The organism is Shewanella scandinavica, from assembly GCF_031932065.1.
Taxonomy (GTDB): domain Bacteria; phylum Pseudomonadota; class Gammaproteobacteria; order Enterobacterales; family Shewanellaceae; genus Shewanella; species Shewanella baltica.
Genome location: NZ_JAUOES010000006.1, coordinates 203,580 through 230,273, shown reverse-complemented (window position 1 = coordinate 230,273; position 26,694 = coordinate 203,580). Strand labels below are relative to the sequence as shown.

21 protein-coding genes and 7 tRNA genes are annotated in these 26,694 nt (G+C 47.6%); 20 read left to right on the top strand and 8 right to left on the bottom strand.

Annotated elements, in window-relative coordinates:
• Nucleotides 1-38: 38 nt before the first annotated feature.
• From ybgC to Q4Q50_RS07250, 15 genes are all read left to right on the top strand, one after another.
• Nucleotides 39-440: a tol-pal system-associated acyl-CoA thioesterase gene (gene ybgC, locus Q4Q50_RS07320; protein WP_006081251.1), complete on the top strand. Its 402-nt coding sequence runs from the start codon at nt 39-41 to the stop codon at nt 438-440.
• Nucleotides 430-1,116 (top strand): protein TolQ, encoded by a 687-nt coding sequence (tolQ, locus tag Q4Q50_RS07315; RefSeq protein WP_006081252.1) that lies wholly within the window; start codon nt 430-432, stop codon nt 1,114-1,116. Before ybgC ends, tolQ begins: the two co-directional genes overlap by 11 nt.
• Nucleotides 1,116-1,550, top strand: coding sequence for a protein TolR (tolR, locus tag Q4Q50_RS07310; RefSeq protein WP_006081253.1), 435 nt, complete (start codon nt 1,116-1,118; stop codon nt 1,548-1,550). The genes tolQ and tolR overlap by 1 nt, the downstream gene beginning before the upstream one ends.
• Nucleotides 1,551-2,573: a cell envelope integrity protein TolA gene (gene tolA, locus Q4Q50_RS07305; RefSeq protein ID WP_311898922.1), complete on the top strand. Its 1,023-nt coding sequence runs from the start codon at nt 1,551-1,553 to the stop codon at nt 2,571-2,573.
• A 13-nt stretch (nt 2,574-2,586) separates the two neighbouring features.
• The gene (tolB, locus tag Q4Q50_RS07300; protein ID WP_006081255.1) at nt 2,587-3,915 is read left to right on the top strand and encodes a Tol-Pal system beta propeller repeat protein TolB; all 1,329 of its coding nucleotides are present in this window, start codon (nt 2,587-2,589) and stop codon (nt 3,913-3,915) included.
• A 46-nt stretch (nt 3,916-3,961) separates the two neighbouring features.
• The gene (pal, locus tag Q4Q50_RS07295) at nt 3,962-4,498 is read left to right on the top strand and encodes a peptidoglycan-associated lipoprotein Pal (protein ID WP_220592695.1); all 537 of its coding nucleotides are present in this window, start codon (nt 3,962-3,964) and stop codon (nt 4,496-4,498) included.
• A gap of 24 nt (nt 4,499-4,522) precedes the next feature.
• The gene (gene ybgF, locus Q4Q50_RS07290) at nt 4,523-5,272 is read left to right on the top strand and encodes a tol-pal system protein YbgF (RefSeq protein WP_106650236.1); all 750 of its coding nucleotides are present in this window, start codon (nt 4,523-4,525) and stop codon (nt 5,270-5,272) included.
• Nucleotides 5,273-5,414: 142 nt separating this feature from the next.
• Nucleotides 5,415-5,490 (top strand) — tRNA-Lys (locus tag Q4Q50_RS07285).
• A 58-nt stretch (nt 5,491-5,548) separates the two neighbouring features.
• A tRNA-Lys gene (locus Q4Q50_RS07280) sits at nt 5,549-5,624 on the top strand.
• A 59-nt stretch (nt 5,625-5,683) separates the two neighbouring features.
• A tRNA-Lys gene (locus tag Q4Q50_RS07275) sits at nt 5,684-5,759 on the top strand.
• A 60-nt stretch (nt 5,760-5,819) separates the two neighbouring features.
• Nucleotides 5,820-5,895 (top strand) — tRNA-Lys (locus Q4Q50_RS07270).
• A gap of 188 nt (nt 5,896-6,083) precedes the next feature.
• A tRNA-Lys gene (locus tag Q4Q50_RS07265) sits at nt 6,084-6,159 on the top strand.
• A gap of 37 nt (nt 6,160-6,196) precedes the next feature.
• Nucleotides 6,197-6,272: transfer RNA gene (locus tag Q4Q50_RS07260), tRNA-Lys, on the top strand.
• A gap of 60 nt (nt 6,273-6,332) precedes the next feature.
• Nucleotides 6,333-6,408, top strand: a tRNA-Lys gene (locus Q4Q50_RS07255).
• A gap of 239 nt (nt 6,409-6,647) precedes the next feature.
• A complete protein-coding gene (locus tag Q4Q50_RS07250; RefSeq protein WP_311898921.1) occupies nt 6,648-7,811 on the top strand; it encodes a DcaP family trimeric outer membrane transporter in 1,164 nt (387 codons plus the stop codon).
• 79 nt (nt 7,812-7,890) lie between these two features.
• Here Q4Q50_RS07250 and Q4Q50_RS07245 read toward each other — a convergent pair whose 3' ends face one another.
• The 3 genes from Q4Q50_RS07245 to acs all read right to left on the bottom strand — a co-directional run bounded on the left by Q4Q50_RS07245 (nt 7,891) and on the right by acs (nt 12,139).
• Entirely contained in the window at nt 7,891-8,151 is a 261-nt protein-coding gene (locus tag Q4Q50_RS07245; RefSeq protein WP_006081259.1) for a GrxA family glutaredoxin, read from the bottom strand.
• 60 nt (nt 8,152-8,211) lie between these two features.
• A complete protein-coding gene (radD, locus tag Q4Q50_RS07240; protein WP_311898920.1) occupies nt 8,212-9,966 on the bottom strand; it encodes a DNA repair helicase RadD in 1,755 nt (584 codons plus the stop codon).
• Nucleotides 9,967-10,186: 220 nt separating this feature from the next.
• Nucleotides 10,187-12,139, bottom strand: coding sequence for an acetate--CoA ligase (gene acs, locus Q4Q50_RS07235; RefSeq protein WP_311898919.1), 1,953 nt, complete (start codon nt 12,137-12,139; stop codon nt 10,187-10,189).
• Nucleotides 12,140-12,313: 174 nt separating this feature from the next.
• On the opposite strand from acs, the gene Q4Q50_RS07230 reads away from it, so the two are divergent.
• Nucleotides 12,314-15,754, top strand: coding sequence for a hybrid sensor histidine kinase/response regulator (locus Q4Q50_RS07230; protein WP_311898918.1), 3,441 nt, complete (start codon nt 12,314-12,316; stop codon nt 15,752-15,754).
• 187 nt (nt 15,755-15,941) lie between these two features.
• On the opposite strand, the gene Q4Q50_RS07225 is transcribed toward Q4Q50_RS07230, so the two are convergent.
• Nucleotides 15,942-17,543 carry a methyl-accepting chemotaxis protein gene (locus tag Q4Q50_RS07225; RefSeq protein ID WP_311898917.1) on the bottom strand — a complete coding sequence of 534 codons (1,602 nt, stop codon included), beginning with the start codon at nt 17,541-17,543 and terminating at the stop codon, nt 15,942-15,944.
• Between the two features lie 644 nt (nt 17,544-18,187).
• Complete coding sequence (gene bioA, locus Q4Q50_RS07220; RefSeq protein ID WP_311898916.1) at nt 18,188-19,540, bottom strand: adenosylmethionine--8-amino-7-oxononanoate transaminase; 1,353 nt, start codon at nt 19,538-19,540, stop codon at nt 18,188-18,190.
• A gap of 122 nt (nt 19,541-19,662) precedes the next feature.
• On the opposite strand from bioA, the gene bioB reads away from it, so the two are divergent.
• From bioB to bioD, 4 genes are all read left to right on the top strand, one after another.
• Nucleotides 19,663-20,715 carry a biotin synthase BioB gene (gene bioB / locus Q4Q50_RS07215; RefSeq protein WP_220592702.1) on the top strand — a complete coding sequence of 351 codons (1,053 nt, stop codon included), beginning with the start codon at nt 19,663-19,665 and terminating at the stop codon, nt 20,713-20,715.
• Nucleotides 20,716-20,866: 151 nt separating this feature from the next.
• On the top strand, nt 20,867-22,087 hold the full coding sequence (locus Q4Q50_RS07210; protein ID WP_311898915.1) for an aminotransferase class I/II-fold pyridoxal phosphate-dependent enzyme: 1,221 nt from the start codon (nt 20,867-20,869) through the stop codon (nt 22,085-22,087).
• A gap of 64 nt (nt 22,088-22,151) precedes the next feature.
• On the top strand, nt 22,152-23,240 hold the full coding sequence (locus Q4Q50_RS07205) for a methyltransferase domain-containing protein (RefSeq protein ID WP_311898914.1): 1,089 nt from the start codon (nt 22,152-22,154) through the stop codon (nt 23,238-23,240).
• A 180-nt stretch (nt 23,241-23,420) separates the two neighbouring features.
• Complete coding sequence (gene bioD / locus Q4Q50_RS07200) at nt 23,421-24,161, top strand: dethiobiotin synthase (RefSeq protein ID WP_311898913.1); 741 nt, start codon at nt 23,421-23,423, stop codon at nt 24,159-24,161.
• A 164-nt stretch (nt 24,162-24,325) separates the two neighbouring features.
• Here the strand turns inward: bioD and Q4Q50_RS07195 are convergent, their stop codons facing one another.
• The 3 genes from Q4Q50_RS07195 to Q4Q50_RS07185 all read right to left on the bottom strand — a co-directional run bounded on the left by Q4Q50_RS07195 (nt 24,326) and on the right by Q4Q50_RS07185 (nt 26,620).
• Entirely contained in the window at nt 24,326-24,601 is a 276-nt protein-coding gene (locus Q4Q50_RS07195) for an HU family DNA-binding protein (RefSeq protein ID WP_006086318.1), read from the bottom strand.
• 280 nt (nt 24,602-24,881) lie between these two features.
• Nucleotides 24,882-25,793: an ABC transporter ATP-binding protein gene (locus tag Q4Q50_RS07190; RefSeq protein ID WP_012088908.1), complete on the bottom strand. Its 912-nt coding sequence runs from the start codon at nt 25,791-25,793 to the stop codon at nt 24,882-24,884.
• Nucleotides 25,790-26,620, bottom strand: a complete 831-nt coding sequence (locus tag Q4Q50_RS07185) for an ABC transporter permease subunit (protein WP_311898912.1) — start codon at nt 26,618-26,620, stop codon at nt 25,790-25,792. The genes Q4Q50_RS07190 and Q4Q50_RS07185 overlap by 4 nt, the downstream gene beginning before the upstream one ends.
• Between the last annotated feature and the right edge of the window lie 74 nt (nt 26,621-26,694).

Genomic DNA, 26,694 nt, shown 5'->3' with positions numbered 1-26,694 from the left:
AAGCGTCAATTTTTCAACCAAAATTTGCTTATTTTCAAATGATGTTTCATTGGCCTATTTCAGTCTATTACGAAGACACCGACGCTGGCGGCGTTGTCTATCATTCGAACTATCTCAACTTTTTTGAGCGGGCGAGAACCGAGTGGCTAAAAGCCCTTGGCGTGAGTCAGACTGCGCTTTTAGCCGACGATACCGCCTTTGTGGTAAAGCGTGCGGAATTAGATTTTCGCAAAGCGGCACGTTTTGAACAGAACCTTATTGTTGAAACTAAGGTCATAGAGTTGAAAAAGGCCTCGTTGATCTTTCATCAACGCTTGGTCGATAAACAGGGAGACTGTTATTGTGAAGGCACAGTGCTGGTTGTTTGTGTTGCGCTGTCACGAATGCGTCCCCGAGCTATTCCCTTAAATATTGTGCAGGAGTTTGACAGTGCAAGCTGATATGTCGATTGTTGGGTTATTTTTACAAGCCAGTTTATTAGTGAAATTTGTTATGTTCACCTTACTTTGCTTGTCAGTGATGTCTTGGACGGTGATTTTACAACGCCGTAGCTTACTGACATCCGCAAAAAGTAAATCGGCGAAGTTTGAAGACAAATTTTGGTCAGGCGTTGATTTAAACCGTTTATATAAAGAATTATCGACTCGTCCAGATAATAGCGGTTTAGAGTCATTATTTGTGACTGGCTTTAAGGAATATTCACGCCTGAATAAATTAAATAGCAAAGTGCCCGATGCCGTGATGGACGGTACATCACGTGCTATGCGTGTGACACTTTCTCGCGAAATGGAAAAGTTAGAAGCTAACTTACCCTTATTAGCGACCATTGGCTCGACTAGCCCTTATATCGGTTTATTTGGTACGGTATGGGGGATTATGAATTCATTTATCGCCATTGGTTCGATGGAAAACGCGACCTTAGCTATGGTTGCCCCCGGTATTGCTGAAGCCTTGATTGCAACGGCTATGGGTCTATTTGCTGCAATCCCTGCGGTTATTGCGTACAACCGTTTCTCGACTCAAGTCGATAAATTGGAAATGGCCTACGCAAACTTTATGGAAGAGTTCTCCAGCATTTTGCATCGCCAAGCATACAGTGAGAAGGAAGGGGCATAATGCAACCAGCTTATCAGCGCAAACGTCGTCGCCCCGTTGCCGAAATCAACGTGGTGCCCTATATCGACGTGATGCTCGTGCTGTTAATTATTTTTATGGTAACAGCGCCCATAGTCACCCAAGGGGTAAAAGTGGAGCTGCCTCAAGGGGCAGCGGAAGTTTTACCTGCTGACAGTAAGCCACCTGTGGTGGCTTCGATTGACGGTGACGGTGATTATTATCTGAATAAAGGCGGTTCGACCAACGTACCGATGGACTTGGAAGAGCTCGCGACGGAAGTTGCTGCGCTTATGGTGACAGAGCCTGAGCGTCCAGTGGTGGTTAAGGCCGATAGAAATATTCCTTACGATAAAGTGATTCAGTTGATGGTGACCTTGCAAGGTGCTGGCGTGCCATCAGTCGGTTTGATGACGGATTCACCCAAGGAGAAATAGGTGGCAGATAAGTCAGATGTAACATTACCTCTGTCAATTTCAGCGGGTATTCATATTGGCGTGATAATTATTCTGGCGTTGGGGATAGATTTTTCTCACAAACCTGATCCTATGCAACAAGTTAGTGCGCCAGCGGTTAAAGCCGTGATGGTTGATCAGCAAAAAGTCGCTAATCAAGTTGAGAAACTTAAGCAAGAAAAGCGTGATGCAGAGCGCCGTGAGCAAGAACGTCAAGCCGAGCTTGAGCGCAAAGCGCAAGAAGCGAAGCAAGCGCGCGAACGTGAACAAGCTCAGATTAAACAGTTAGAGCAAGAACGTAAGCAGCAGGAAATTGAAACCCAAAAGGCCAACGAAGCGGCCAAGCTCGCTCAAGTAAAACAGCAGCAGGAAAAGGAAAAGGCAGTTAAAGCCGAAGCCGACCGTAAGCTGAAAGAGCAGGAGCGTAAAGTCGCTGAAGATGCCGCGCAGAAAGCTGCGGAAAAACGCAAAGTGGAAGAAGCCGCAGCAGCAAAAGCCGAGACCGATCGTAAGCAGAAGGAGGCGGAAGCTAAGGCCAAAGCTGAAAAAGCCAAGGCTGATGCAGAAGCGAAAGCCGAAGCTAAGGCCAAAGCGGATGCTAAAGCTAAAGCGGATGCTAAGGCCAAAGCCGATGCTGAAGCCAAAGCCCGAGCTCAGCAGGAGCAAGAAATGGCTGATGCATTAGCGGCGGAGCAGGCGGCGTTGTCGCAAACCATGAATAAGCAGATGCAGAGTGAAGTGGGTAAGTATCAGGCAATGATTAAATCGACTATCCAACGAAATTTGGTGGTGGATGAATCTATGCGTGGCAAGACTTGTACTGTCTCTGTACGATTAGCAAATGATGGTTTTGTGATCAGCAGTCAGACTAAAGGCGGTGATCCAAATGTTTGTCGTGCAGCAAAAGCAGCGATTTTGAAGGCGGGTAAATTGCCAGTGTCTCCGGACCCTGCGGTTTATAACTTGATGAAAGAAATTAACTTAATCGTTGAACCAACGTTTTAATTAAAGGAGTCCCATGAAAATATTGGCAAAATGGTTAGCATTGGCGGTTCTGCTTTGCACCACCCCCGCAAAAGCGGCATTGGATATTGTGATCACAGAAGGTGTTGACGCTGCGCGTCCTATCGCTGTGATGCCTTTTGTTTGGCAAGGTCCTGGCGCCGCGCCGCAAGCAATTGCGGATGTAGTGATGTCAGACTTAGTACGTAGCGGTACGTTTAAACCTTTAGACGAACTTGGACTGCCTCAGCGTAATATTGGCACTGTGGCACAGTTTCAAGCTAATTCTTGGTCAAGTGTTGGCGCCGAAGCGTTAGTGCTAGGGACCGTTAAACCTTATGGTACCGATCAATATTTGGTGAGCTTTGATTTAATCGATTTAGTCAAAGCCCAAAACCAAGCGTTGAAAGGCCCAGTTAGTGCAACAGAATTTTTGATGGACAGCCGTCAAACTGTGATTTCAGCGGCGCAATTTCGCCAATATGGACACAGGATCAGCGATATCGTCTATGAAAAGTTAACCGGTATTCGCGGCGCATTCTTAACGCGGATCTCCTATGTTGTGGTCAATCATACTCAAAAAGCCCCATATCAATTGATGGTTGCTGATTATGATGGCGTCAATGAACAAATGTTACTGCGCTCGCCAGAGCCGTTGATGTCACCGACTTGGTCACCCGATGGTCGTCGTCTAGCGTACGTAAGCTTTGAAAACAAAAAAGCGGAGATCTTCGTGCAAGACCTTTATACCCAAGTGCGCACTAAAGTGAGCTCTTTCCCTGGTATTAACGGTGCGCCGGCGTTCTCACCCGATGGTAAATCTTTGGCTGTGACTTTATCTAAAGACGGTCAGCCTGAAATTTACATCATAGATATTGCAACTAAAGCGATTAAGCGTATTACCAATCACTATGCTATCGATACTGAGCCATCATGGTATCCTGATGGAAAGTCGCTGATTTTTACATCAGAGCGCGGTGGTAGACCACAGATTTATCGCGTAGAGTTGAGCTCAGGTAAAGTCAGTCGCGAGACCTTTGAAGGTGAATGGAACCTCGGTGGTTCAATTACCCCTGATGGGCGCAGTATGATTTTTGTTAATCGCACGAACGGTAAATTTAATATTGCGCGTATGGATTTAAGTACGCGTTTTATGCAGGTGCTGACATCGACACGTTTGGATGAATCTCCAAGTGTGGCCCCTAATGGTACTATGGTGATCTATGGCACTACATACCAAGGCAAGCAAGTATTAGCAGCTGTTTCTACGGATGGACGTTTTAAAGCAAGATTACCGGCAGGTCAAGGTGAGGTGAAATCACCTTCTTGGTCACCGTTTCTCTAATGTTATACCTTGATTTAATCACATTTAATTTTATAAGGAACACGTAATGGATCTGAATAAGTTGTTAAAAGCTATGTTGGTAGCACTTCCAATTATGGCTCTTAGTGCATGTAGCTCAACTTCAGAATCAGAAACTGATGCAATGGGCTCAACAAACGGTTCAGGTAGTGAGCTGAATGGTGGTGGCATTCAAACTGGTGGTGTAGGCGCAATGTTGTCTGCTGAAGAGCAACAACGCCAGCAGTTAGAAGACTTAAGAAAGCAACACATCATTTACTTCGACTTTGACCGCAGTGAAGTTCAAACTGATTTCGCCGCAATATTAGAAGCCCATGGCACTTACTTAGTTGAGCACCCAAGTGTGCGCGTACTGATTGAAGGTCATGCGGATGAGCGTGGCACGCCTGAGTACAACATTGCTCTGGGCGAGCGTCGTGCTAAAGCCGTTGCTAAATACCTACAAGGTATGGGCGTACAGCCAAGCCAAATGAGCATAGTCAGCTATGGCGAAGAAAAACCACTTGATTTTTCTCGCACTGATGAAGGTTTTGGCAAAAACCGTCGTGCAGTTTTAGTTTACTAAGATTGAATCTCGGAGAGTAACACAATGAAACGTGCCGTCTTAATTACGGCAATGTTCCTTGGTGCAGGTGCTGCTGTTGCAGCACCTGCTCCTGTGGAAGATATTGCTGGTGGTTCGGGTGATGACAGACTTGCTCGCATAGAACGTATTGTAAAATCAAGACAACAAAGCGAGCTCGAAATGCAGCGCCGTCTTGATACACTGCAGCAGGAAGTACTCGATTTACGTGGTTTAACCGAACAACAGAATTATCAGATTGAGCAGATGCAACAGCGTCAGCGTCAGTTATATGATGAACTTGCTAATTTATCCTCAAAGGCATCTGCCGCTCCAGCAGCCGCAGCCGCGACATCCACACCCTCAGTCGCCGCGACGAATGCTGCTTCAAGTAGTTTAAGTGAAACAGCAAGCTATGAGAGTGCGGTTAACTTAGTCTTGAAAGAGCGTAAGTATGATGATGCGATTCCTGCCTTCCGTGCTTTTATCAAACAATATCCAGATTCTGTGTATGCCGCGAATGCTAACTATTGGTTAGGACAGCTGTTATTTAATAAGAGCGAGTTTGCAGAAGCCAAACAAGCCTTCAAAACTGTGGTTGACCGTTTTAGTGATTCTAATAAACGCGGTGACAGTTTAGTGAAGCTTGGCATGATCGCCGAGAAAACCGGTGACAAGGCTGGGGCGACGCAATACTACCAACAAGTCGTCAAAGATTACGCAAACAGCGCAGCAGCACGCATTGCACAGCAGCAACTGGCTGCAATTAAAGCGTAATTAACCAAAAAACATACTCTTAGTCTGTTTTTCATGCAAACGACAAAAAATTGGGAATTTGCGCTTGCATGAGAAGATGAAAAAGGTATTATAGGCGCCCTCAGAGCGGCGAGGTCGTTCGGGGCGTAAAATACCAGTAAATGGGTCGTTAGCTCAGTCGGTAGAGCAGTTGGCTTTTAACCAATTGGTCGAAGGTTCGAATCCTTCACGACCCACCACTTACTCTAATAAATAGAATAAGTTAGTGGTATTTAGCGAGATAGGCAGTAGTTCAATGGGTCGTTAGCTCAGTCGGTAGAGCAGTTGGCTTTTAACCAATTGGTCGAAGGTTCGAATCCTTCACGACCCACCACTTATCACTCGCTTCGTTAATGCCAGGATAAGTGAACAGTTTTATCGCAGTACCTAGATGGGTCGTTAGCTCAGTCGGTAGAGCAGTTGGCTTTTAACCAATTGGTCGAAGGTTCGAATCCTTCACGACCCACCACTTATTTTCAGCATGATAAATGCAATAAATAAGTGGACAGTTATACCGCAATACCAAGATGGGTCGTTAGCTCAGTCGGTAGAGCAGTTGGCTTTTAACCAATTGGTCGAAGGTTCGAATCCTTCACGACCCACCACTTATTATTGGCATTGTGAATGCTTAAAATAAGTGAGTAGTTTTATCGCAATATCTAGATGGGTCGTTAGCTCAGTCGCTTTTTTTATAAAGCTAGGGCAGTTGGCTTTTAACCAATCAGTCGAATGGTTCTAATCCTTCACGAGACACCACTTTACTGAAAGTGCATAATTCAGCGCAACACCAGATGGGTCGTTAGCTCAGTCGGTAGAGCAGTTGGCTTTTAACCAATTGGTCGAAGGTTCGAATCCTTCACGACCCACCACTTTACTGAAAGTGAATAAATCAGTGCAACACCAGATGGGTCGTTAGCTCAGTCGGTAGAGCAGTTGGCTTTTAACCAATTGGTCGAAGGTTCGAATCCTTCACGACCCACCACTTATTTTCAGCATGATAAATGCAATAAATAAGTGAACAGTTATATCGCAATACCAAGATGGGTCGTTAGCTCAGTCGGTAGAGCAGTTGGCTTTTAACCAATTGGTCGAAGGTTCGAATCCTTCACGACCCACCACTTTTTACCCCGCTTTATCTCTCTCAAGTCACCAACTGAATTTTCCAAGTTAAACTTCAATTTCCAGTACTAGATTTAATACCTTCGTTTTACTTATTTCGTTTCAAATATTTTTCTAACATATTATTTATCATGATATTTTCTACTTTTGTCTCATAGACCTATTGCTAATGTTTCTCACTTGTTAATTTGTCCATATTGGTTGCGGATAAATAATAACAATTGGGGAAAGACAAAAAATGAAACAAGCAAAACTAAGCTTGATGGGTAGTGCAATATTATTGGCATTAGCAAGTTCGGCCAATGCGGCATCACTAAAAGATACGGATGTTGAGTTTGGCGGTTATATCAAAGCTGACATTATGTTCAGTGATTATGGCAATGGCGCACCGGATTCGGGGGATCTCTCTAGGCAGTTTTATGTTCCTGGTACTATTTATGGAAAAGAGGGTAATGGCAATCAAGTCGTGGATTTTCAAGCTCGCGAAACGCGTTTTAATTTCAAAGCGACGACCGATGTTGATGGTCATAAACTTTCTGGCTTTATTGAACTCGATTTTATGACCCACACCGATGGCAATGAACGCACTTCCAACAGCTATTCGCCTCGTATTCGCCATGCATTTGTCTCCTATGACAATTGGACCGTAGGTCAAACGTGGACCACCTTCCAAAATGCTGCGGCGTTACCTGAGAATCTCGATTTTGTTGGTGCAGCCGATGGCACCCCGTTCGCCCGCCAAACGCTATTGCGCTATACCCAAGGTAATTTCCAATTCGCGATCGAAAATCCTGAAACCACAGTCACGCCAAATCAAGGCGGTGCCCGCATTACCAGTGGTAGCGGGGTAATCCCCGATGTTATCGCGCGGTATAACCTCAAAACGGAAGGCGGCGCGGCGTTCTCTTTTGCGGGTATTGCCCGTCAGTTGAATTTAGAAACTAAGATAGGTGCGACTCAGATTGATAGCTCTGCCCTAGGATATGGCGCCAGTGTGGCGGGCATTATTCCGGTCGGCAAAGATGATCTTCGCTTTACGGCCACCTATGGTGAAGGCTTAGGTCGTTATATGGCACTCAATTACATTAATGCGGGTGTGCTGGATGCCAACGGTGATATTGAGTCGATTCGTACTTTCGGTGGATTTGTGTCTTATCGTCATTGGTGGAATGAGCAGTGGCGCAGCAGTGTAACCTTGTCAGGCATGCAAGCGGATAACGATGTGGCTCTAACAGGTTCAGGCGTGAATAAGGATGCTTATTCTGGCTATATCAACTTACTTTACTCGCCAAGCAAACCGCTGACCTTTGGGGTCGAGTATATGTACGCCAAGAACAGTAAAGAAAATGGCGATGATGGTGATTTGAGCCGCATCATGTTCTCGGCTAAGTATGTGCTCTAATCTTACTTGCTTGCGATAAAAACTAAAAAGGAGACCTTAGGTCTCCTTTTGCATTAAGCGAGTCACATATGTGTAGCGCTTAATCTAATAGATTGTTTTCGCGAACATATTGTTCGAAATCCGTGCAGCCACCAACGTGTTTTTCATCGACAAAAATCTGCGGTACGGTTTCAACTGGCTTACCGACAGTTTTCTCTAAATCTGCTTTAGAGATGCCTTCTGCGTGGATATCGACATATCTGAACTTAAAGTCATCACGTTTTTCAACGAGTTGCTCAGATAATTGCACAGCACGAACGCAATAAGGACAGCCTGGACGGCCAAAAATAACAACGAACATAATAGCTCCTTAGGATTACTTTAGTCGTTTTATACCATAGGCCTAAGTGAATTGATAATGTCAGCCGCGTTTATTTTCAGTTTGATAGCGGCCTTGATAATCAAAATAGCTTTCGAGCAGATCCCAGCCTTTTTTATGTTTCTTCAGTAGCAAGAGATCGGGCATGCGGAATTTATCCGCGTCGCTGATTAACTCTGTCACCTTAGTGTACTTTTTTGGTTTTAATCCCGGCGTTCGGCTATGGGGAAAGATGAATAAGGCATATAGGGCTCGCCACTGGGCCGGCGTTTGCAATTTAAAGCGGCGATTGAATTCATTGCCGTCGATATCGAGGTATTGCACTTTTAGATTGCCGTCTTCGTCGATGAGGCTCATATGCTGGCAGCGGAACAAATGATGGTGCTGCTGGCTGAGCACTTGACGCAGGCGTTTATCGGGATCGATGAGGGTCGATTGGCAGTGCTGGCAAATGCGCGCGGCGATATCGTTCTCTTCACCGCAATCAGGGCAAGATTTTGATCTAAATCGAAAGTCGCACTGCAGCTTTTTACCTTGCTGTTCGACAATGCCCTGACAACGGCGACCAAAGTGTTCGATAATGTCGCCATCGTCGTCCGTGAGTCCCCAGAATATATTGGCAAAATCGCACACAGGGCAATGCACTTGCACGGGTACCGATTTACTGTTGGGTTTCGCTTGGCCAACCTCAGGAAAATACAAGTCATAACCATTGGCAGCGTAGTCGATGATAAGACAATCTTTTTTACCTTCAGCGATTCGCAATCCACGGCCGATCATTTGTTGAAACAGACTGACTGAGGCGGTAGGGCGCAAAATTGCAATCAAATCCACATGGGGCGCGTCGAAGCCTGTCGTCAACACAGCCACGTTGACCAAAAACTTAAGCTCTTGGGCTTTAAAGCGTTCAATCGTCGCATCTCGTTCATTGTCGTGCGTTTGTGCCGTGATAATGGCGCTCTGTGCAGCATGAGCTTGGTTGAGTAGGCCAAAAATCTCATTGGCGTGGCGCACCGTTGCCGCGAAGATGATTATGCCTTTTCTATGTTGGCCCAGTTCAATGAGCTGTTTCACTATCGCGGTGGTCGCGCGGCCGTAATGCCCCAGTAAATCGTTAACCTCGGCTTCGGCATATTCACCATTCTCGTTGGCTTTCAGTTGGCTGAAATCGTACTGGGCACTTAAGCCATCAAACAGGGTTGGCGCTGTGAGGTAACCTTGTTTAATGAGTGGCCTGATGGGCAGCTCGAACACACAATGTTCGAACACAGCATGTTCGGGAGACCCCACTTTGCCGTGATAGTGCTGCTGGTAAATCCAGCCAGTGCCAAGGCGATAGGGCGTGGCGGTGAGGCCGAGCAATCTTAATTGGGGATTTTTCGTGCGTAAATGATTGAGTACTTGTTGATACTGGCTGGTTTTCTCAAGGCTGACTCTGTGGCATTCATCAATAATCACTAATGAGAACGGCTGATCGAACTGGGTTAACCCCCGCGCCGCCGATTGAATGCTGGCGACGACGGTTTTTCCGTCAGTGGCTTTTTGATTGAGTCCCGCCGCATAGATACTGGCTTGTGCCGTGAGTAGGCCGACTTTCTCAGCATTTTGCGCGACTAATTCTTTCACGTGGGTGAGCACTAAGACCCTGCCTTTGGCGATGCGCGCCAATTCGGCGATCACTATGCTTTTGCCGGCGCCTGTGGGCAATACGAGTACGGCGGAAGCTTGGCTTTGCCTAAAATGGGCGATGGCGGCATTAACCGCTTGCTGTTGATAGTCTCTGAGTTTGACTGACACGCTGATAAAAAATCTATGCTGAATAAAAGTGAGGTCGCAAGCTTAACATAACAGGCAAAAAAAATGCCCCTGGTTGGAGGGGCAAGCTAGAGAAAGGAGCAATCACACACTCTCTCAACAGGGTTCACTTTTAACCTGAGGTTTAAAAAGGGAGGTTCAGGTTACGCTTAGCCTATTGGGCATAGACTAAGCGTTGTGGACATTGTTCGTAACTCGGATATTACTCAGTACGATTCAAGCGTGATTCAATCAAGGTTTCGATCACAGCTGGATCGGCCAAGGTTGATGCATCCCCTAAATTGGTCACTTCGTTAGCGGCAATCTTACGCAGGAAGCGGCGCATGATCTTGCCCGAACGTGTCTTAGGTAAGCCCGTCGCCCATTGGATGAGATCTGGAGTTGCCAGCGCACCAATTTCTTTACGGACCCATTGACGCAGCTCTTGTCGTAGCTCTTCGGTTTCTTCAGTGCCGCGGGTTAGCGTGACATACGCATAAATACCTTGGCCTTTAATATCATGTGGGTAGCCAACTACTGCAGCTTCTGCAACCAGCTCATGTGATACCAGCGCACTTTCGACCTCTGCAGTACCTAATCTGTGGCCGGATACGTTGATTACGTCATCGACGCGGCCAGTGATCCAGTAGTAACCATCTTCATCGCGGCGGGCACCGTCACCGGTAAAATACATGCCACGGAAGGTTTTAAAGTAGGTCAATACAAATCGTTCGTGGTCGCCATAGACAGTCCGCATTTGGCCCGGCCAAGAGTCGAGTAACACTAAGTTACCTTCGTTCTCACCTTCTAAAATATTCCCCATGTTATCCACTAAGGCGGGTTGAACGCCAAAGAACGGACGGGTCGCTGAGCCTGGTTTAGTATCGGTCGCACCTGGTAGCGGCGTGATCAAAATACCGCCAGTTTCAGTTTGCCACCAAGTATCGACGATAGGGCAATGTTCATGACCTATGACCTCATGGTACCAACGCCATGCTTCTGGGTTGATGGGTTCGCCTACTGAGCCCATGATCCTCAAGCTGCTGCCATCGAACTTATCGAAGTGATGTTTACCTTCGGCCATCAGCGCGCGAATTAAGGTTGGCGCTGTGTAAAGAATGCTCACTTTATGGCGGTCAATCATTTCGCCTAAACGGGCAGGGCTTGGATGATTCGGTACACCTTCATGGATGAGCACAGTCGCACCATTGGCGAGTGGGCCGTAAACCATATAAGAGTGGCCTGTGATCCAACCCACATCGGCGGTACACCAGTACACTTCGCCCGCTTTGTAGTCGAACACATATTCATGGGTCATAGACGCATAAACCATGTAGCCACCAGTGGTGTGCAATACGCCCTTGGGATTACCGGTTGAACCTGAGGTATACAGCAGGAATAACGGCGCTTCGGCGTCCATTTCCTCTGGTTGACAGTATTCAGATGCAGTTTCCATCAGTGAATGCCACCACACATCTCGGCCTTCTACCCAATCCACTTTGCCGCCCGTGCGTTTAAGCACGATAACTTTTTCAACGGTAGTGACATCAGGGTTTTTCAAGGCATCATCGATGTTGCGTTTCAATGGGATAGCACGGCCACCGCGCATACCTTCATCTGAGGTAATAATGACTTTTGATTTGCCGTCAATTACGCGAGAGGCGATAGAATCCGGTGAGAAACCACCGAAGACCACAGAGTGCACAGCGCCGATACGGGCACAGGCGAGCATAGCCACTGCGGCTTCTGGCACCATAGGCATGTAAATCGTGACTATGTCACCACGGCGCACGCCTTGGCTGCGTAATGCGTTAGCGAATTTACACACCTCTGCATGTAATTCACCGTAGGTGATTTTACGTTGTTCGCTGGCGTTGTCGCCTTCCCAAATAATCGCCACGCGATCACTGTGCTCGGCTAAGTGACGATCTAAACAGTTGGCAGAAGCATTTAGGGTGCCGTCGTAAAACCAGTTGATCGATAAGTTATGATCATCAAAAGAGGTTTTTTTTATTTTAGTATAGGGTTTTATCCAATCAATACGCTTGCCGTGTTCTCTCCAAAAACCTTCAGGATTGACAATCGACTCTTGGTACATTGTTTTATATTTATCGTTGTTTACAAGTGCATTGGCAGCGATATTGCCGGAGACTTTGTAGAGAGACTGCGAGCTCATAGGGCTTCCCTTTTGAAAAATTGCGTGGACTGAGTATGGTATGCAAGGGGGCGGCAACTCCATTAGACCTTGGTCTAGTTTTAAATTTTCCTTTATATTTAGTCTGTTGCATTAAAAATCCGGCTAGATTTTAGACAGGTTTTATCGCACAATAATCAGAAAAAAGAGCAAAGTATGAATTTAACCTTAGTCGTCGCCGTTATTGCCGTCTGTTATGTCTCGCTTTTATTCCTATTAGCGTGGGGGGCGGAGCGTTGGTTTAGCCGGATCACCAAAAAGCTACAGGTCGGTATTTATGGCCTGAGCTTAGCGGTTTACTGCTCTTCGTGGAGTTTTTTAGGCACAGTTGGTCAATCGGCTAAGGATCTCTGGTCTTTTTTACCCATTTTTATCGGCCCCATTCTGATTTTCACCTTAGGTTTTGGCATGTTACGCAAGATGGTATTAGTGTCTAAGGCACAAAATATCACCTCAGTGGCCGACTTTATTGCCGCCCGATACGGCAAATCCCAAACCTTAGCCGCCTTAGTCACCTTAATAGCCTTGTTTGGCATCATGCCCTATATCGCCCTGCAGCTTAAGGCGATGGTGTTCAGCCTTAACCTGTTTCAACCCGCGGACGATCCCCTCGATGGCGTGACGATTCCGTTACTGATCACGTCTTTATTAGCCATATTTGCCATTTTATTTGGTACCCGCAAACTCGATGCCACCGAGCATAATCCCGGCATGATGCTCGCGATTGCCTTTGAGTCTCTGGTGAAACTCGCCGCATTTTTATTGGTCGGCGTCGTCATTAGTTTTGGGGTGTTCGATGGTTTTGGGGATATTTGGCAGCAGGCGAATGCGCAGTCGTTGATCAATTATCCTAATCCTCGTATCGAAGCTTTAATGCCTGAGTTACTCGTCGGAATGGCGGCGTTTTTGTGTATGCCAAGGCAGTTCCATGTGATGGTGGTGGAATGCGCCGATGAGTCAGTGTTGTCAAAGGGACGTTGGTTATTTCCCATCTATTTAGCACTTTTTGGTTTATTCGTTGGACCGCTCGCATTAGCTGGGAAGATCATCCTCGGCGATTCAGTGTCGGCCGATACCTATGTGATTAATTTGCCACTCGCCTTAGACCAACCTTTGCTGGCTGTGATTGCGCTGCTGGGCACACTTTCGGCGGCAACCGGCATGGTGATAGTGGCTGTGGTGACCATTAGTGTGATGGTGAGTAACGAATGGCTAGTGCCCGTGATGCTGCGGACGGGCCATATCCGCGAGAAAAACTTCAGTCAGTTCTCGCAGCTACTACTCAATGCCCGCCGTTTGGCGATCGTGATCATTCTTGGCTTAGGTTATGGCAGTTATCTGGCCTTAGCGGACAGTGATTCCTTATCCCATCTCGGCATGTTGTCCTTTGGCGCTTTTGCTCAGTTAGCGCCTGCCTTAGTGGGCGGACTTTATTGGAAGCACGGTAATCGTGCTGGGGTATTTTTAGGGCTCGGCGTGGGCTTTACGTTGTGGTTTTACATTATGTTGCAGGGCATGACAGATGTGCAAAGTTCATCAGCGTTAGTATCGGGAGTCACGGGTGAGATAGGCTTGCTAGATTCGATAACGCCCAATGTGCGTGATGCTCTGACGGCACTTTTTGCCAATATCGCCTGTTATATTTTGGGATCGATTTGGTTTAGGGCGGGTGTGGCTGAGCGTATTCAGGCCAGTGCTTTTGTGAGCCCTGGCAAATTGAAGAACAGTGCCAATAAGAAAAATGGCCCGATTTCACAGCAGGACTTACTCATTCTCGCCAGTCGATTCGTCAGCCCAACACGCGCCTATGAAAGCTTTAGCCGTTTTTCGATTGATGCGGTAAAAAGTGATAGCTGGCATAAAGCAGCGCCGCCTGAGCTGATTTTCCACACAGAACGTTTATTAGCGGGCGTACTTGGCGCCTCAAGCGCAGCGCTGGTGATGGATTCTGTGCTGCAAGGGCGTGATTTGGCGCTGGATGAAGTGTTCAGTCTAGTGGATGAAGCGTCATCGAAAATTATGCTCAGCCAAGACATGCTGCGCGGCGCGATTGAGCATGCCTATGAAGGCATGAGCGTGATAGATAATGATCTCAATCTCGTGGCTTGGAATTATAAGTATGTGGAGTTGTACCAATATCCCGATGGATTCTTGCAGCAGGGTATGCCCATCAGCGAAGTGATCCGTTTTAATGCGTCGCGGGGTTATTGCGGTGAAGGGGAAATTGAACAGCAGGTCGCCCAGCGGGTACAGCATATGCGTAATGGCACGCCACACACTTCTGAGCGCCATCGCAGAGACGGTAAAGTGATTAAAATTCAAGGTAATCCCATGCCAGACGGTGGCTTTGTGATGACCTTTACCGATATTACTCAGTATCGCGAGCAGGAGCGCGCACTGCTCGAGGCCAATGAAACCTTAGAAAGTCGCGTTAACGAGCGTACCTATGAATTAGCCATGTTGAACAGTGAGTTACTGGAAGCTAAGGCGCAGGAAGAAATCGCCAACGCCTCTAAAAGTCGCTTCTTGGCCGCTGTTGGCCATGATTTAATGCAGCCGCTTAATGCTGCGCGGTTGTTTACCGCATCTTTATCTCAGTATCCTAATCTCGATCGCGAGGCCAGAACCACCTTATCCCATGTGAACAGCTCGCTTAAGATCGCCGGCGAGTTGCTTACCGATCTGCTGGATATCTCTAAACTCGATTCTGGCATGGTAGATGTTAATCGTCGTGACTTTGCTATTTCTGAACTAATCAACGGTTTATCCGTTGAATTTGAAGCGATGGCGGCGGACAACCAAATCCGTTTTAAGATGATCCCATGCAGTGCGACTGTTAATTCTGATCCTTCGCTATTACGGCGTGTCTTACAAAATTTTTTAACCAATGCCTACCGTTACGCCCGTGGCGGCAGAGTCTTGTTTGGTTGTCGCCATCGCGGTCATTACCTTGAGATCCAAGTATTGGACACGGGTTGTGGTATCGATGAAAAAGAAACCCAAGAGATTTTCAAAGAATTCAAACGGCTGAATAATCCTAAGAGCAACAATGTCAGCGGATTAGGCTTAGGTTTAGCCATTGCCGATCGCATCAGTAAAGTGCTGGAACACGGTATTCAAGTCTCGTCCCATTTAGGGCGCGGCTCGGTATTCTCCATTTGTGTGCCGCTCGGGGAGACTGTACGTCAGCCGCAAGTGAAGGCGTTGCCATCGCTGCTGCAGCCGTTATCGGGTATCAAAGTGCTGTGTATCGATAACGAAGAGGCGATTCTGGCTGGCTTAGAAAGTCTATTAAGTCGTTGGCAATGTGAGGTTATTTGCGCCAAAGATTTATCCGATGCACGCATTAAGCTGGGGCTGAAAGGCGTCGCGCCCGATATTGTGCTCGCCGATTATCACTTAGATGATGGCCAAAATGGCGTTGATGCGATGGACGGTATTCGTGCCCTGTATGGCAAAGACTTACCCGGTATTTTGATCACCGCCAATACCCGCAAAGAGCTGGTTGAAGATGTGCAGCGCCGCGGCTATCACTATATGGCGAAAATGATAAAACCTGCCGCGCTGCGTGCATTGATTTCTAGCTTAGTGAAATGAGCTTAGTCTGAACAGCTTAGTCAAATCAGATTAGAAACATGAGTTTAGTGGAGTCGGTACGTTAATCGAAAGTCTAGATAACCCGCGCAGTTGCTATGCGGACTATCTGGACTAAACACAGGGCTAAAAGTTTGGTTGGCTAAAGGTTTGTCATCGTTCTTTAGTTCATCCCTAATCAAGTGAATGATCAGAGTTTGAAAACGGCGAGTTTGCCGTTTAAATTCAGTGATAACTCCGCCAAACTTTCACTTTCTTGGGCGAGATAGGTTGCCGATTCAGAAACTTCGAGCGCTGAGTTATTAATCCCGCACACGTTTCTGTTCATGTCTTCAGCGACCACACTTTGTTCTTCTGCGGCGGTAGCGATATGGGTCGCCATGTCACTCACATGTTTGATGTGAGCTACGATAAGCGATAAATCACTTCCCGCTTTTGCCGATTGACTTACACTGTTTTCTGCCAGTGCACGGCTTGCATCCATTGCCTTAGCGGCGCTCACAGCCCGTTGTTGCAATAATGAAATCGTGTTCTGAATTTCTTCGGTTGATTGTCTGGTGCGACTGGCGAGTTGTCTCACTTCATCGGCGACCACTGCAAACCCTCGTCCTTGCTCACCTGCGCGGGCGGCTTCAATGGCGGCATTCAGTGCGAGTAAGTTAGTTTGATCTGAAATTGCGCTGATCACTGAGGTCACTTCGCTGATCTGCATGACTTCCTCTTTAAGCATGTTCACTTGATCCGTCGCTTGCTCCACTTCTTTGGCGAGGGCATGGATTCCGTCCACACTGGCGTGGACATCTTGGTCGCCAAGGCCTGCTTCCCATGTGGCTTCTTTGGTATCTTTGGCCGTGCTCTCCGCATTATTCGCCACATCGGCGATAGTTGCGCTCATTTCATTCATGGCAGTGGCGAGCTGGGCAAGCTGATCCCGCTGATTATTCACCGCTTGATTGGTTTCCTCCGCGGTTGAGGCGATACGAGCCGAGGCCTGGGCAACATTATCAGCGCTATGACTTGCTTCCAGTAAGGTGCTACGAATCGAGCCAATACTTTGGTTGATGTTATGGGCTAAGGTGCCAAGCTCGTCTTTACCATAGACCTTTAATTGCGTGGTTAAATCCCCTTTTGTGATGGCGAGCATCGCCTGATTTACATCATCCAGTGGCCGAGTGATAGAGTGACTAATGGCATAACCTAGCCAAGCCATAAGCACAATAATGACAAATGTAATACCACCCATGGTGAGGTATTCATGCCAAATGGTGGCTTCGATATCTTGGAGCAACATGCCTGAGCCAAAGATCCAGCCCCAAGGTTTAAATCCCATTACCAGTGACATTTTTTGCGCCGATTTACCGTTAGCTGTCGTCCAGCGGTATTCGACTAAGCCTTGTTTGCCATCACGGCCGAGTTCGACCATTTTGTACCAGTAGTTTTCTTCGCCTTGATTGCCCATTTGTTGGCCAACTAATTCTCTTTTGATGGGGTGGACGATGACGCGCCTCGATTCATCAATCACAAACAAGTAGTTATCATTATCAAAGCGCATGTCGTTCAACATGTCCTTGGCGGCTTGCTGTGCTTGCTCTAAGGGCAGTGATTGGGATAACGCCTGAATGCGGCTGCTGGCGAGGGACAATACGGCATTAAGCCGTGCCTCACGCTCCGCCATCAGATTGTGCTTTAAAGCGGTAACAGAAATAACGAGTAAAATTAAGGCGCCTGCGAGGGCGATAATGAGCTGTAATGCGAGTTTGCGATTGACGGCTATGTCAGCGAGTTTGAACATATGATCTCCATGTCTTGGTGTAGCTATTTAAGCCATTCCTCAGCTCAATTTGTTGGCGGATATTGGCGAAAGATGTGTGGGGTAAAGTTAGCGATATAAGCATTGCTGGCTTTGGTAAAATTTCCAGTTGATGGATTAAATTAATCGGCTAAATTGCGGAGTTTTAATAGGAATTGTGAGCAATGTTGCAATTGCAACCTTAGTGCTTTTAGCTATTGAGAGGATGCGAGGTTTGAAAAAGGGGTAATACCAACCGTATTAAATATCTGTTCATTCAGCGGGAGTTCAACGCGCTTTAGACAAGGCGAAGGCTTGAAGGCATAGTGGTGCTCTGTCGAAAGCCTTAAACGCAGTATAAAGCGCGTTGCTACGCCGTTAACATCAGCCGACCTTCGGGAGCCTCACAGGCATCGCACTCCGGTGTTGCATTGACTTAAAAGGGAATAACCATTTCTGCGTCAATGCGCCTTGGATTGAGATGCCTGTGAGGCTCTGAACTGATTAGATATTTAATGTGATTGGTATAAGGTGACTGCCGAGTCACTTAACACAGCTGCTCAGTTTAAACCCCAGCGCACCTAGAATGGTGCGCTGAGTGTTGTCTATTTGAAGGATTCTTATGTTGAATGCTTATGCTGTTGGCATTAACCGTGGCTGATAAGTTGTGGCTCGGCACCGCTTGATGATGCCTTAATGCCTGCCGCGACTTGCTTCATCGCACCTGTGAGTTGGCTTAATTGCGCCGGGCTAATTATATAGGGCGGCATGATATAGATAAGGTTCGCGAAGGGGCGAACCCACACGCCTAAATCAACAAATTGTTGCTGTAGCTCAGCGGTATTGACGGGATCATGCATCTCTAACACGCCTACTGCCCCAAGCACTCGCACGTCTTTTACACTCGGTAAATCAATCGCATCCTTAAGTTCTAAGCGCATTTGCTGCTCGATAGCGGCCACTTGCGTTTGCCATTCATTGCGGTTAATTAAGTCTAAGCTCGCACACGCCGCCGCGCAGGCCAGCGGGTTACCCATAAAGGTCGGCCCATGCATAAACACGCCAGCGGGAGATTGGCTTATTCCTTGGGCGACTTTATCGGTACATAGCGTTGCCGCTAGGCTGATGTAACCGCCCGTTAGCGCTTTACCTAAACATAAGATATCTGGAGTGATATTGGCGTGTTCATAGGCAAATAGCTTGCCTGTGCGGCCAAAGCCTGTGGCGATTTCATCTAAGATCAACAACACACCAAATTCATCGCACAGGGCGCGAATACCCGCTAAATAATCCGCGCTGTAAAAACGCATCCCGCCAGCACCTTGCATGATCGGCTCTATGATCACAGCGGCAATATCATGGTGATTTGCACTTAAAAAGCTGCGCATAGCGGTTAAATCATCGGCTTGTAAGGTTTCGCCAAAGGCGGTTTGTGGCGCGGGCACAAAGGATTGTTTCGTAAGCGCATCGCCAAACATAGTGTGCATGCCACCTTCGGGATCGCACACGCTCATAGCGGCAAAGGTATCGCCGTGGTAACCCTTCTTAACGGTAAGAATACGTTGTTTTTGCGGCCGTTCTTCATGTGCGCCTTGCCCCTGCGAGCTCTGACCTTGCCAGTATTGCAGCGCCATTTTGATCGCCACTTCGACTGAGATAGAGCCAGAGTCGCATAAAAAGACTTTCGTCAGCGGCTCGCAGGTCATAGCGATAAGTTTTTTACACAGTTCAATGGCGGGTTCATGGGTGATGCCGCCAAACATCACATGGCTCAGCTGATGCAGCTGTTTTTCCATCGCGGTTAATATCTCGGGATGCGCATAACCGTGTACACAGGCCCACCATGAGCTAGTGCCATCGACCAGCTTGCGGCCATCGACGAGTTCGAGCTCGCAGCCCTTTGCGCTATGTACACCAAAAACAGGAAGAGAACGGGTCATTGAGGTGTAAGGATGCCAAATATGGGCGCTATCAAAATCAAAATCGAGTAAATTGCGCATAAATGCTCACTAAGTTGGTGGTAAAGTAGCCATTAGTAAACTGGATTCACTGGTTGGCGTTGACAGTTTAAGGGCTGAGGTTATCCTAGCCAAGATAAAAGACAGAATAAAGAGGGTGTTCAATGTCGCAGTTGCAAGTTCGTCATGATTGGAAGCGGGAAGAAATCGAAGCCTTATTTGCGCTGCCGATGAATGATTTGTTATTTAAAGCCCACAGCATTCACCGTGAAGTGTACGATCCCAATGAAGTGCAAATTAGCCGCTTGTTATCGATTAAAACCGGTGCTTGCCCTGAGGATTGTAAATACTGCCCGCAGAGCGCCCGTTATGACACAGGTCTAGAGAAAGAGCGTTTGCTGGCAATGGAAACTGTGCTGACCGAAGCGCGCAGTGCTAAAGCCGCGGGGGCATCTCGTTTCTGTATGGGCGCCGCTTGGCGTAACCCGAAAGAAAAAGACATGCCGTACCTTAAGCAAATGGTACAAGAAGTCAAAGCCTTAGGCATGGAAACCTGCATGACGCTTGGCATGCTTTCTGAAGAGCAGGCGAACGATTTAGCTGGCGCAGGCTTAGATTATTACAACCACAATTTAGATACTTCGCCTGAATACTACGGCGATGTGATCACCACTCGTACCTATCAAAATCGTTTAGATACCCTGACACATGTGCGTGCCTCTGGCATGAAAGTCTGCTCTGGTGGGATTGTCGGCATGGGTGAAAAGGCGACGGATCGCGCAGGTTTACTGCAACAGCTGGCCAATTTACCGCAGCATCCTGATTCAGTGCCGATCAATATGTTAGTCAAAGTGGCGGGCACACCTTTTGAGAAGCTTGACGATCTCGATCCACTCGAATTTGTGCGTACCATTGCCGTGGCACGTATTTTAATGCCGCTTTCGCGCGTGCGGTTATCGGCGGGTCGCGAAAATATGAGTGATGAACTGCAGGCCATGTGTTTCTTTGCTGGCGCCAACTCGATTTTCTACGGTTGTAAATTGCTGACCACGCCAAACCCAGAAGAAAGCGATGATATGGGGCTATTCCGACGTTTAGGCTTACGTCCAGAACAGGGCGCTGCGGCAAAATTGGAAGAAGAAAGTGCTGTTCTAGCCAAAGCGGCGGCCTATCAAGATAAGTCATCGGCACAATTCTATGACGCGGCGGCTTTGTAAGCACACTGACTTCATGTTGTTTGACGTATATCTTGAATAACATATCAATCCTGTCGGCGCAGTCTGTATTGACTGCGGCCAACAGGTTTATTCAATGTGTTCTATTCCTAAGATAAATCTGCTTAAATCGCACACTCTTGAGGCTAAATTGATGAGTTCTCTGCTTGAGACTAAAATTGCCGCCCGTCAGCATGCTTTGCGTGAGCAAGGATTACTGCGCCAACGTAAAGTGCTGAGTGTCGATCATGCCATTAACACCAACGCATCCACTTCGAGCCCACGTTTTGTGTTTGAAGGTCGCACTTATGTCAATTTCAGTAGTAATGATTATTTAGGTTTATCCCGCGAACCTGAACTCGCTGAGGCCTTGCACCTTGGCGCACAAATCTACGGTGTGGGCAGCGGCGCATCGCCCTTAGTGACAGGTTACTGTGACGCACATTTGGCGCTGGAGCGTGAACTTTGCGCCTTAACGGGGCATGAAGCTGCATTGTTATTTTGCTCGGGCTTTAGTGCCAATACGGCGTTGATGAAAACCTTGTTTGATCAGCACGATATTGTGGTTGCCGATAAGCTAGTGCACGCCTCCATTATCGATGGTTTGCAAGATAGCGGCGCGCAGCTGAAACGTTTTTTACACAATTCCTTAGAAAGCGCTGAGCGGTTACTCGCTCGAAATCAGACATCGGCGTTAATCACTGAAAGCGTGTTTAGCATGGACGGAGATTGTGCGCCGATTTTTGAGTTATCGGCGCTTTGTCGCCAACATCATACTTGGTTGATTGTCGATGATGCCCATGGTTTTGCGGTGCTCGATGGCTATAACAATGCAGATGCCGCCAAGCTTATCGATGTGCAAGTAGTGACCTTTGGTAAAGCCTTAGGTTGCCAAGGCGCGGCCGTGTTGGGGAGTCAGGCGCTGATCGATTATTTAGTCAGTAACGCCCGTGAATACATTTACTCGACCGCCTTATCGCCCGCCAATGCCGCATTAGCGTTAGCCGCTGCTCAGTACTGCACAGCACATCCCGAGTTACAGCAAAAACTGCATGAGAATATCACGCTGTTCAAACGATTATGCCTTGAGGCGAATGTGCCCCTTTTAGGTTCAGATACCGCGATTCAGCCGCTGGTCATTGGTGATGCGCGGCAAACATTGCAAGTAGCCGAGGAGCTAAGGGCTGCAGGGATTTGGGTTGGCGCGATTCGCCCGCCGACCGTGCCTGTGGGCTCAGCACGTTTACGCATTACCTTAACGGCAGCCCATGCCGTGGAAGATATCGCGGCCTGTGCTGCGCAATTAGCTCAAGTGCTCAGTCGCATCGGTGTGCCGCTTGTGACTGAACGACAAGCTACGGATGATCACAGATAAATGTACGCTATAGAACGCGTTATTCTATTGAATTTTAAGTTTTTATGGTTGAGTGTTAACTGCAATGCCAAGCCCGATTAAATCCAGCAAGCCCAACGCGAGTAAATTAAGCTCTAACGTGCTCAAATCTAGTGAGCCCAGCTCTTGCGGGTCAATATCTCACGAGATGAATGTGAGCGAATCTGCTGTAATACCAGCTTTTGAAAAACAAGCGATTGCAAAACTAGCTGTGGGAAAAAGAGCAATTGAGAAAGTAGCCAATACACACGGCGCTCAGATTGCCGAACGATTCTCTGCAGCGGCCCATAGTTATCAAGACCATAATCAGTTACAGCGTCTGAGCGCCGCCAGTTTACTCAGTGAGTTTACCGCCAAAGGTCATCTGTTGGACATTGGCGCTGGCCCTGGGACCGATTTTTCGGCGCATGATTTTGCACATCACTCTGAGCATCACGCTGAGCAGAGTTTGATGCAAAATCCACAGACGACTGTGTTTGCTGTGGATATCGCCCTTGGCATGTTGCACAAGCTGAAACAATCTTATCCCGATTATTACGGCGTGTGCGCCGATGCCGAGTGTTTACCCTTTGTCGATGGCTGCATCGATGTGATTTATTCGAATCTGGCTTTGCAATGGTGTGGGAATTTCGCCGCTGCGGTCACCGAAATGGCGCGAGTGCTTAAGCCAAATGGCGAGTGTCATTTGAGCCTAGTAGCGCAGGGAAGTTTGAATCAATTAGCCGAATTAGGCTTAAGAGTGAATGACTTTTCGACGCTAGAGTCGCTAAAAGCGGCATTTAAACTCGATACATGGCAGTCGTTAGAGGTGCAGCTCATTCCTATGACAGTGCATTTTGATACGCTCAAAACCTTACTCTATTCCATTAAAGGGGTAGGCGCATCAGTGCAATCGCTCAGCTCAAGCCATTCAGCTCATTCAATCAGTTCAGCCAACTCAACCCGTTTAATTGACTCAACAACGCAAGCAGCAGGAGAAGTTGCTGGTGCAATCGCCGCTGCAGATTTAGCTCCGCGGCTGCGTGGTCGCCAAGATTGGCTGGCAATGCAGGCCAAAGCCGAATCTTTTCGTGTACCCCAAGGTTTACCGTTAACCTATCAGATAGTGCAGATACGTGCTCGGCGCGGGATATAACAGTTTCGCGCTATGTTTAAGCTACAGCAGTGTTCTAGCTACAGCAGTTATCATGCAAATATATTTAGCATTGGTGAGCGATAGGGGCTTTAGTGTGTAGATTTATGGATTGGTTGCTTTTAGCTTCATCCCGAGTGTATTTCATAAAGACCACTCAGTAGCGACAGATAAGGATCTAATATGTTTTTTGTAACAGGTACAGATACCGACAGTGGTAAAACCTTAGTTTCATCGGCGCTGTTAACTGCTGTAAACCGTTTGGGCGCGATAGCCAGTGCTGACTCGGCTGTGAGTATTTTAGCGTCTAACACGCTGTCGACCTTAGGTGTTAAGCCCATTGCCTCTGGCTGCGCACAAACCTCCGAAGGCTTGCGTAATGCCGATGCACTGCAGTTGATGACTTCATCGTCGCTGAAACTTACTTATCCTGTCATTAATCCTTTTACCTTTGAACCTGCGATTGCGCCGCATATTGCTGCCGCCCAAGTGGGCGTGAGCTTAGCACCTGAAGCCATTATCGAAAGTTTGGATTTAGCGGCATTTGCTCAAGCGGATTTTTGTCTGATTGAGGGCGCGGGTGGCTGGCGTTTGCCCTTAGGCGAGGGCCGATATTTATCGGAAGTGGTACAGAGATTAGAACTGCCAGTGATACTCGTGGTGGGCATGAAGCTCGGTTGCTTAAATCACGCACTGCTCACTCAAGAGGCAATACTGGCCGATGGACTTAAGATTGCTGGTTGGGTCGCCAATTGTGTCGACCCGAATATGAGTATGTTTGCGGAAAACTTGGCGAGCCTTAAAGAGATGATGTCAGCGCCTTTCCTCGGCAGTGTACCTTTTCTTAATGATCCCAGTGCTGAAAATGCCGCCGATTATCTTGATACTTCACCGCTTTTTCAAAGCGCAGAGGCTAATGCATAGGCAGTGCCTAACTAATGTTTAGCCGCTGAGCGGCTTAATGAGCGGTACTGCTAATGTCTTTAGACAAAAAAATAAGCCTCACATTACGTTGAGGCTTATTTATATCAAGGCTACTGATTAATGCTCGCAAATGAGTGACTGCACATTAAAGCTAAGCGTTGCTATCAGCGATTGATCTGTTGCTTCAATGCCGTTGAGGCTTTAAAGCTGGGCTGATTGTAACCGTCGATTTCAATAGCCTCGCCCGTTTGTGGATTACGGCCCGTTTTAGCAACATGGTATCTCAGTTCAAAGGTGCCAAATTGCGGCAGGAAAATTTTCTCGCCTTCGCTTAAGGCGACGTGGATCTGTTGCAATATCTGCTCAACCACAGGTTTAGTGCTCGCTTGCGATGCATTGAGTTCGGCGGCAATACGTTGGATAAGTTGTGCTTTGTTCATAGAAACCTCTGAAGTCAGCTTAGGTTCAATCGAAGGGGAGTTATAACAAGCTCGCCTTAAGATTGAAAGTCATAGCTAGCTTAGCGCGGTTGATTGGTGTTTTATTGACAGACTTGTGATGCTTTTGGTGGCTGAGTGTTGCGAAAGTGGCAGCCGTTTGTCAGTATTGAGTGGCCTAAAGGCTGAGTTAAAAGGCTTAAGCGCAAGGCGTATTGCGCTTAAGCTATGAGTAACACTATTTAACAGCTGGCTGATGAGAAGCCAGCTTTTTAAAGCTCGCCTATGAAAAGAGCGTTTCTTCCAAGGTACGGCCTTTCAGTAGCATCTTGTATTGCCACTTATGTTGGTTAAACAGGGCAAATAGGCGCATTTCGATATCACTGCTCTGTGCTTTTTCTTCATCCGTTGCGAGCTGGATAATAAACACCTTGCTCTGTTTTGAGCTGACGTTCACCACGCCCGCTAGTTTTGCCACTTCCGCTTGCAGTAAATCACTGTCACAGCTTTGCATGGTTAACGTCAGGTAATCACTGTCGGTCGATGCATGCATAGACACGGCTTGGCTCAATTGTCCCTTGTCTAAATACAACACCTGATCGCACAGCTTTTCGAGCTCATCGAGATTATGCGAGCTGATCATAAAAGTTGTGGTGGGCGATAAGGCTTTGACCAGTTCGCGGACTTTTTTCGCGTTGGCAGGATCGAGCCCCGCGGTCGGCTCATCCAATAGCACTAACTCTGGCGAGCCAATCAACGCCTGCGCAATCGACACGCGTTTACTCATACCGTGGCTGAGGCTTGGTGGTTTTTGCTCGGCGACATCCGCCAAATCGACTAAGGTCAATACGCGAATGGCCTCTTGTCTGGCTTGTTCTACGCCCATGCCCTGCAGACGCGCGAAAAAGCTTAACTGGCTAACAATGGTCAAATTGGGATCGAGCACCGCATCTTGGGGTAAAGCGGCAATTTTGCCTAAAAGTTTAGGGCTATTAGGCGCTTCACCGAGCAGGGTTATCGTCCCTGCACTTGGCGACAAATAGCCGCATAACAGGCTAAAAAGCGTGGTTTTACCCGCGCCATTTGGACCGACAAGGGCGATGGGCGCACCTGCTTCTAGGCTGAAGTTAACATCATTCAGCGCCTTTTTGCTGCCGTAAAGTTGCGACAGCCCTTGGCATTGGATCAGACTCATAGCGAGCTCCTTTGCATATACATTCTGCCGAGCAAGAGGGCCGCAGCGGTTTGGAACAGTGGAATAGGGGCATAAGCTAAGCTGTTGAGCCCATTAGTATTGAGCATGTCTGACAGCTGAGCACCGGGTAATACCCATTGCAGCTGAGCCAATACGCTAGATTTGCTGCCTAACACCATGATGGCGATGGAAATCACTGTCCATAAAATGGTCGCAAACACCATAGCTTGGCGTGCCGTGCGCGCATACAGGGACAATAACGTCATCACTGCCGTATAGGGCAAGATCACTATGATGAGGTTAAGGCCAACTAAGGCGCCAGAGCTTAACGCCGGCAAAAAGAGCTGGCTGTCACGGCTAAGCGCGAGGGCGACAGTGGCGATAATCGTTAATAGGATCAGCAAGCCTTGGATCAGGATTTGGCCGAGAAAACGCCCGAACAATAAGCTGTCACGGCTAGTGCGTATGGTTAAAAAACGCAGTGTGCCACGGGTTTTATCGGAGGAGAACTGATCGGCGGCGATCAAAATGCTGAACATAGGGAACAAATACAGCGCAAAGCACCAAAACACCGCCATTTCGGCCACGGGCCACTCAAAGAGCACATTGAGGGTATTGGCACCAAATAAGCTGTCGATGACATCTTTCACATTCGGCTGTAATAACATCGCCGATGCGCTTTGAATGGGATAAAGCAGGAGTACGCCCCACACTAAACCAAAGGCGACCAAGGCGATGATCCCTCGGGTATTAAATAAAAATTTGCGCAGTTCAAACATGGCGATGATAAGCATGTTGTTGAAACTGCTTGGTGGATTATTGGTCATGTGCTGTCTCTATTATTCTTGGCGCTATGATTCTGGGGCAGTTAAGTTTCTCACCCTTGGGTAGACAGTGAATT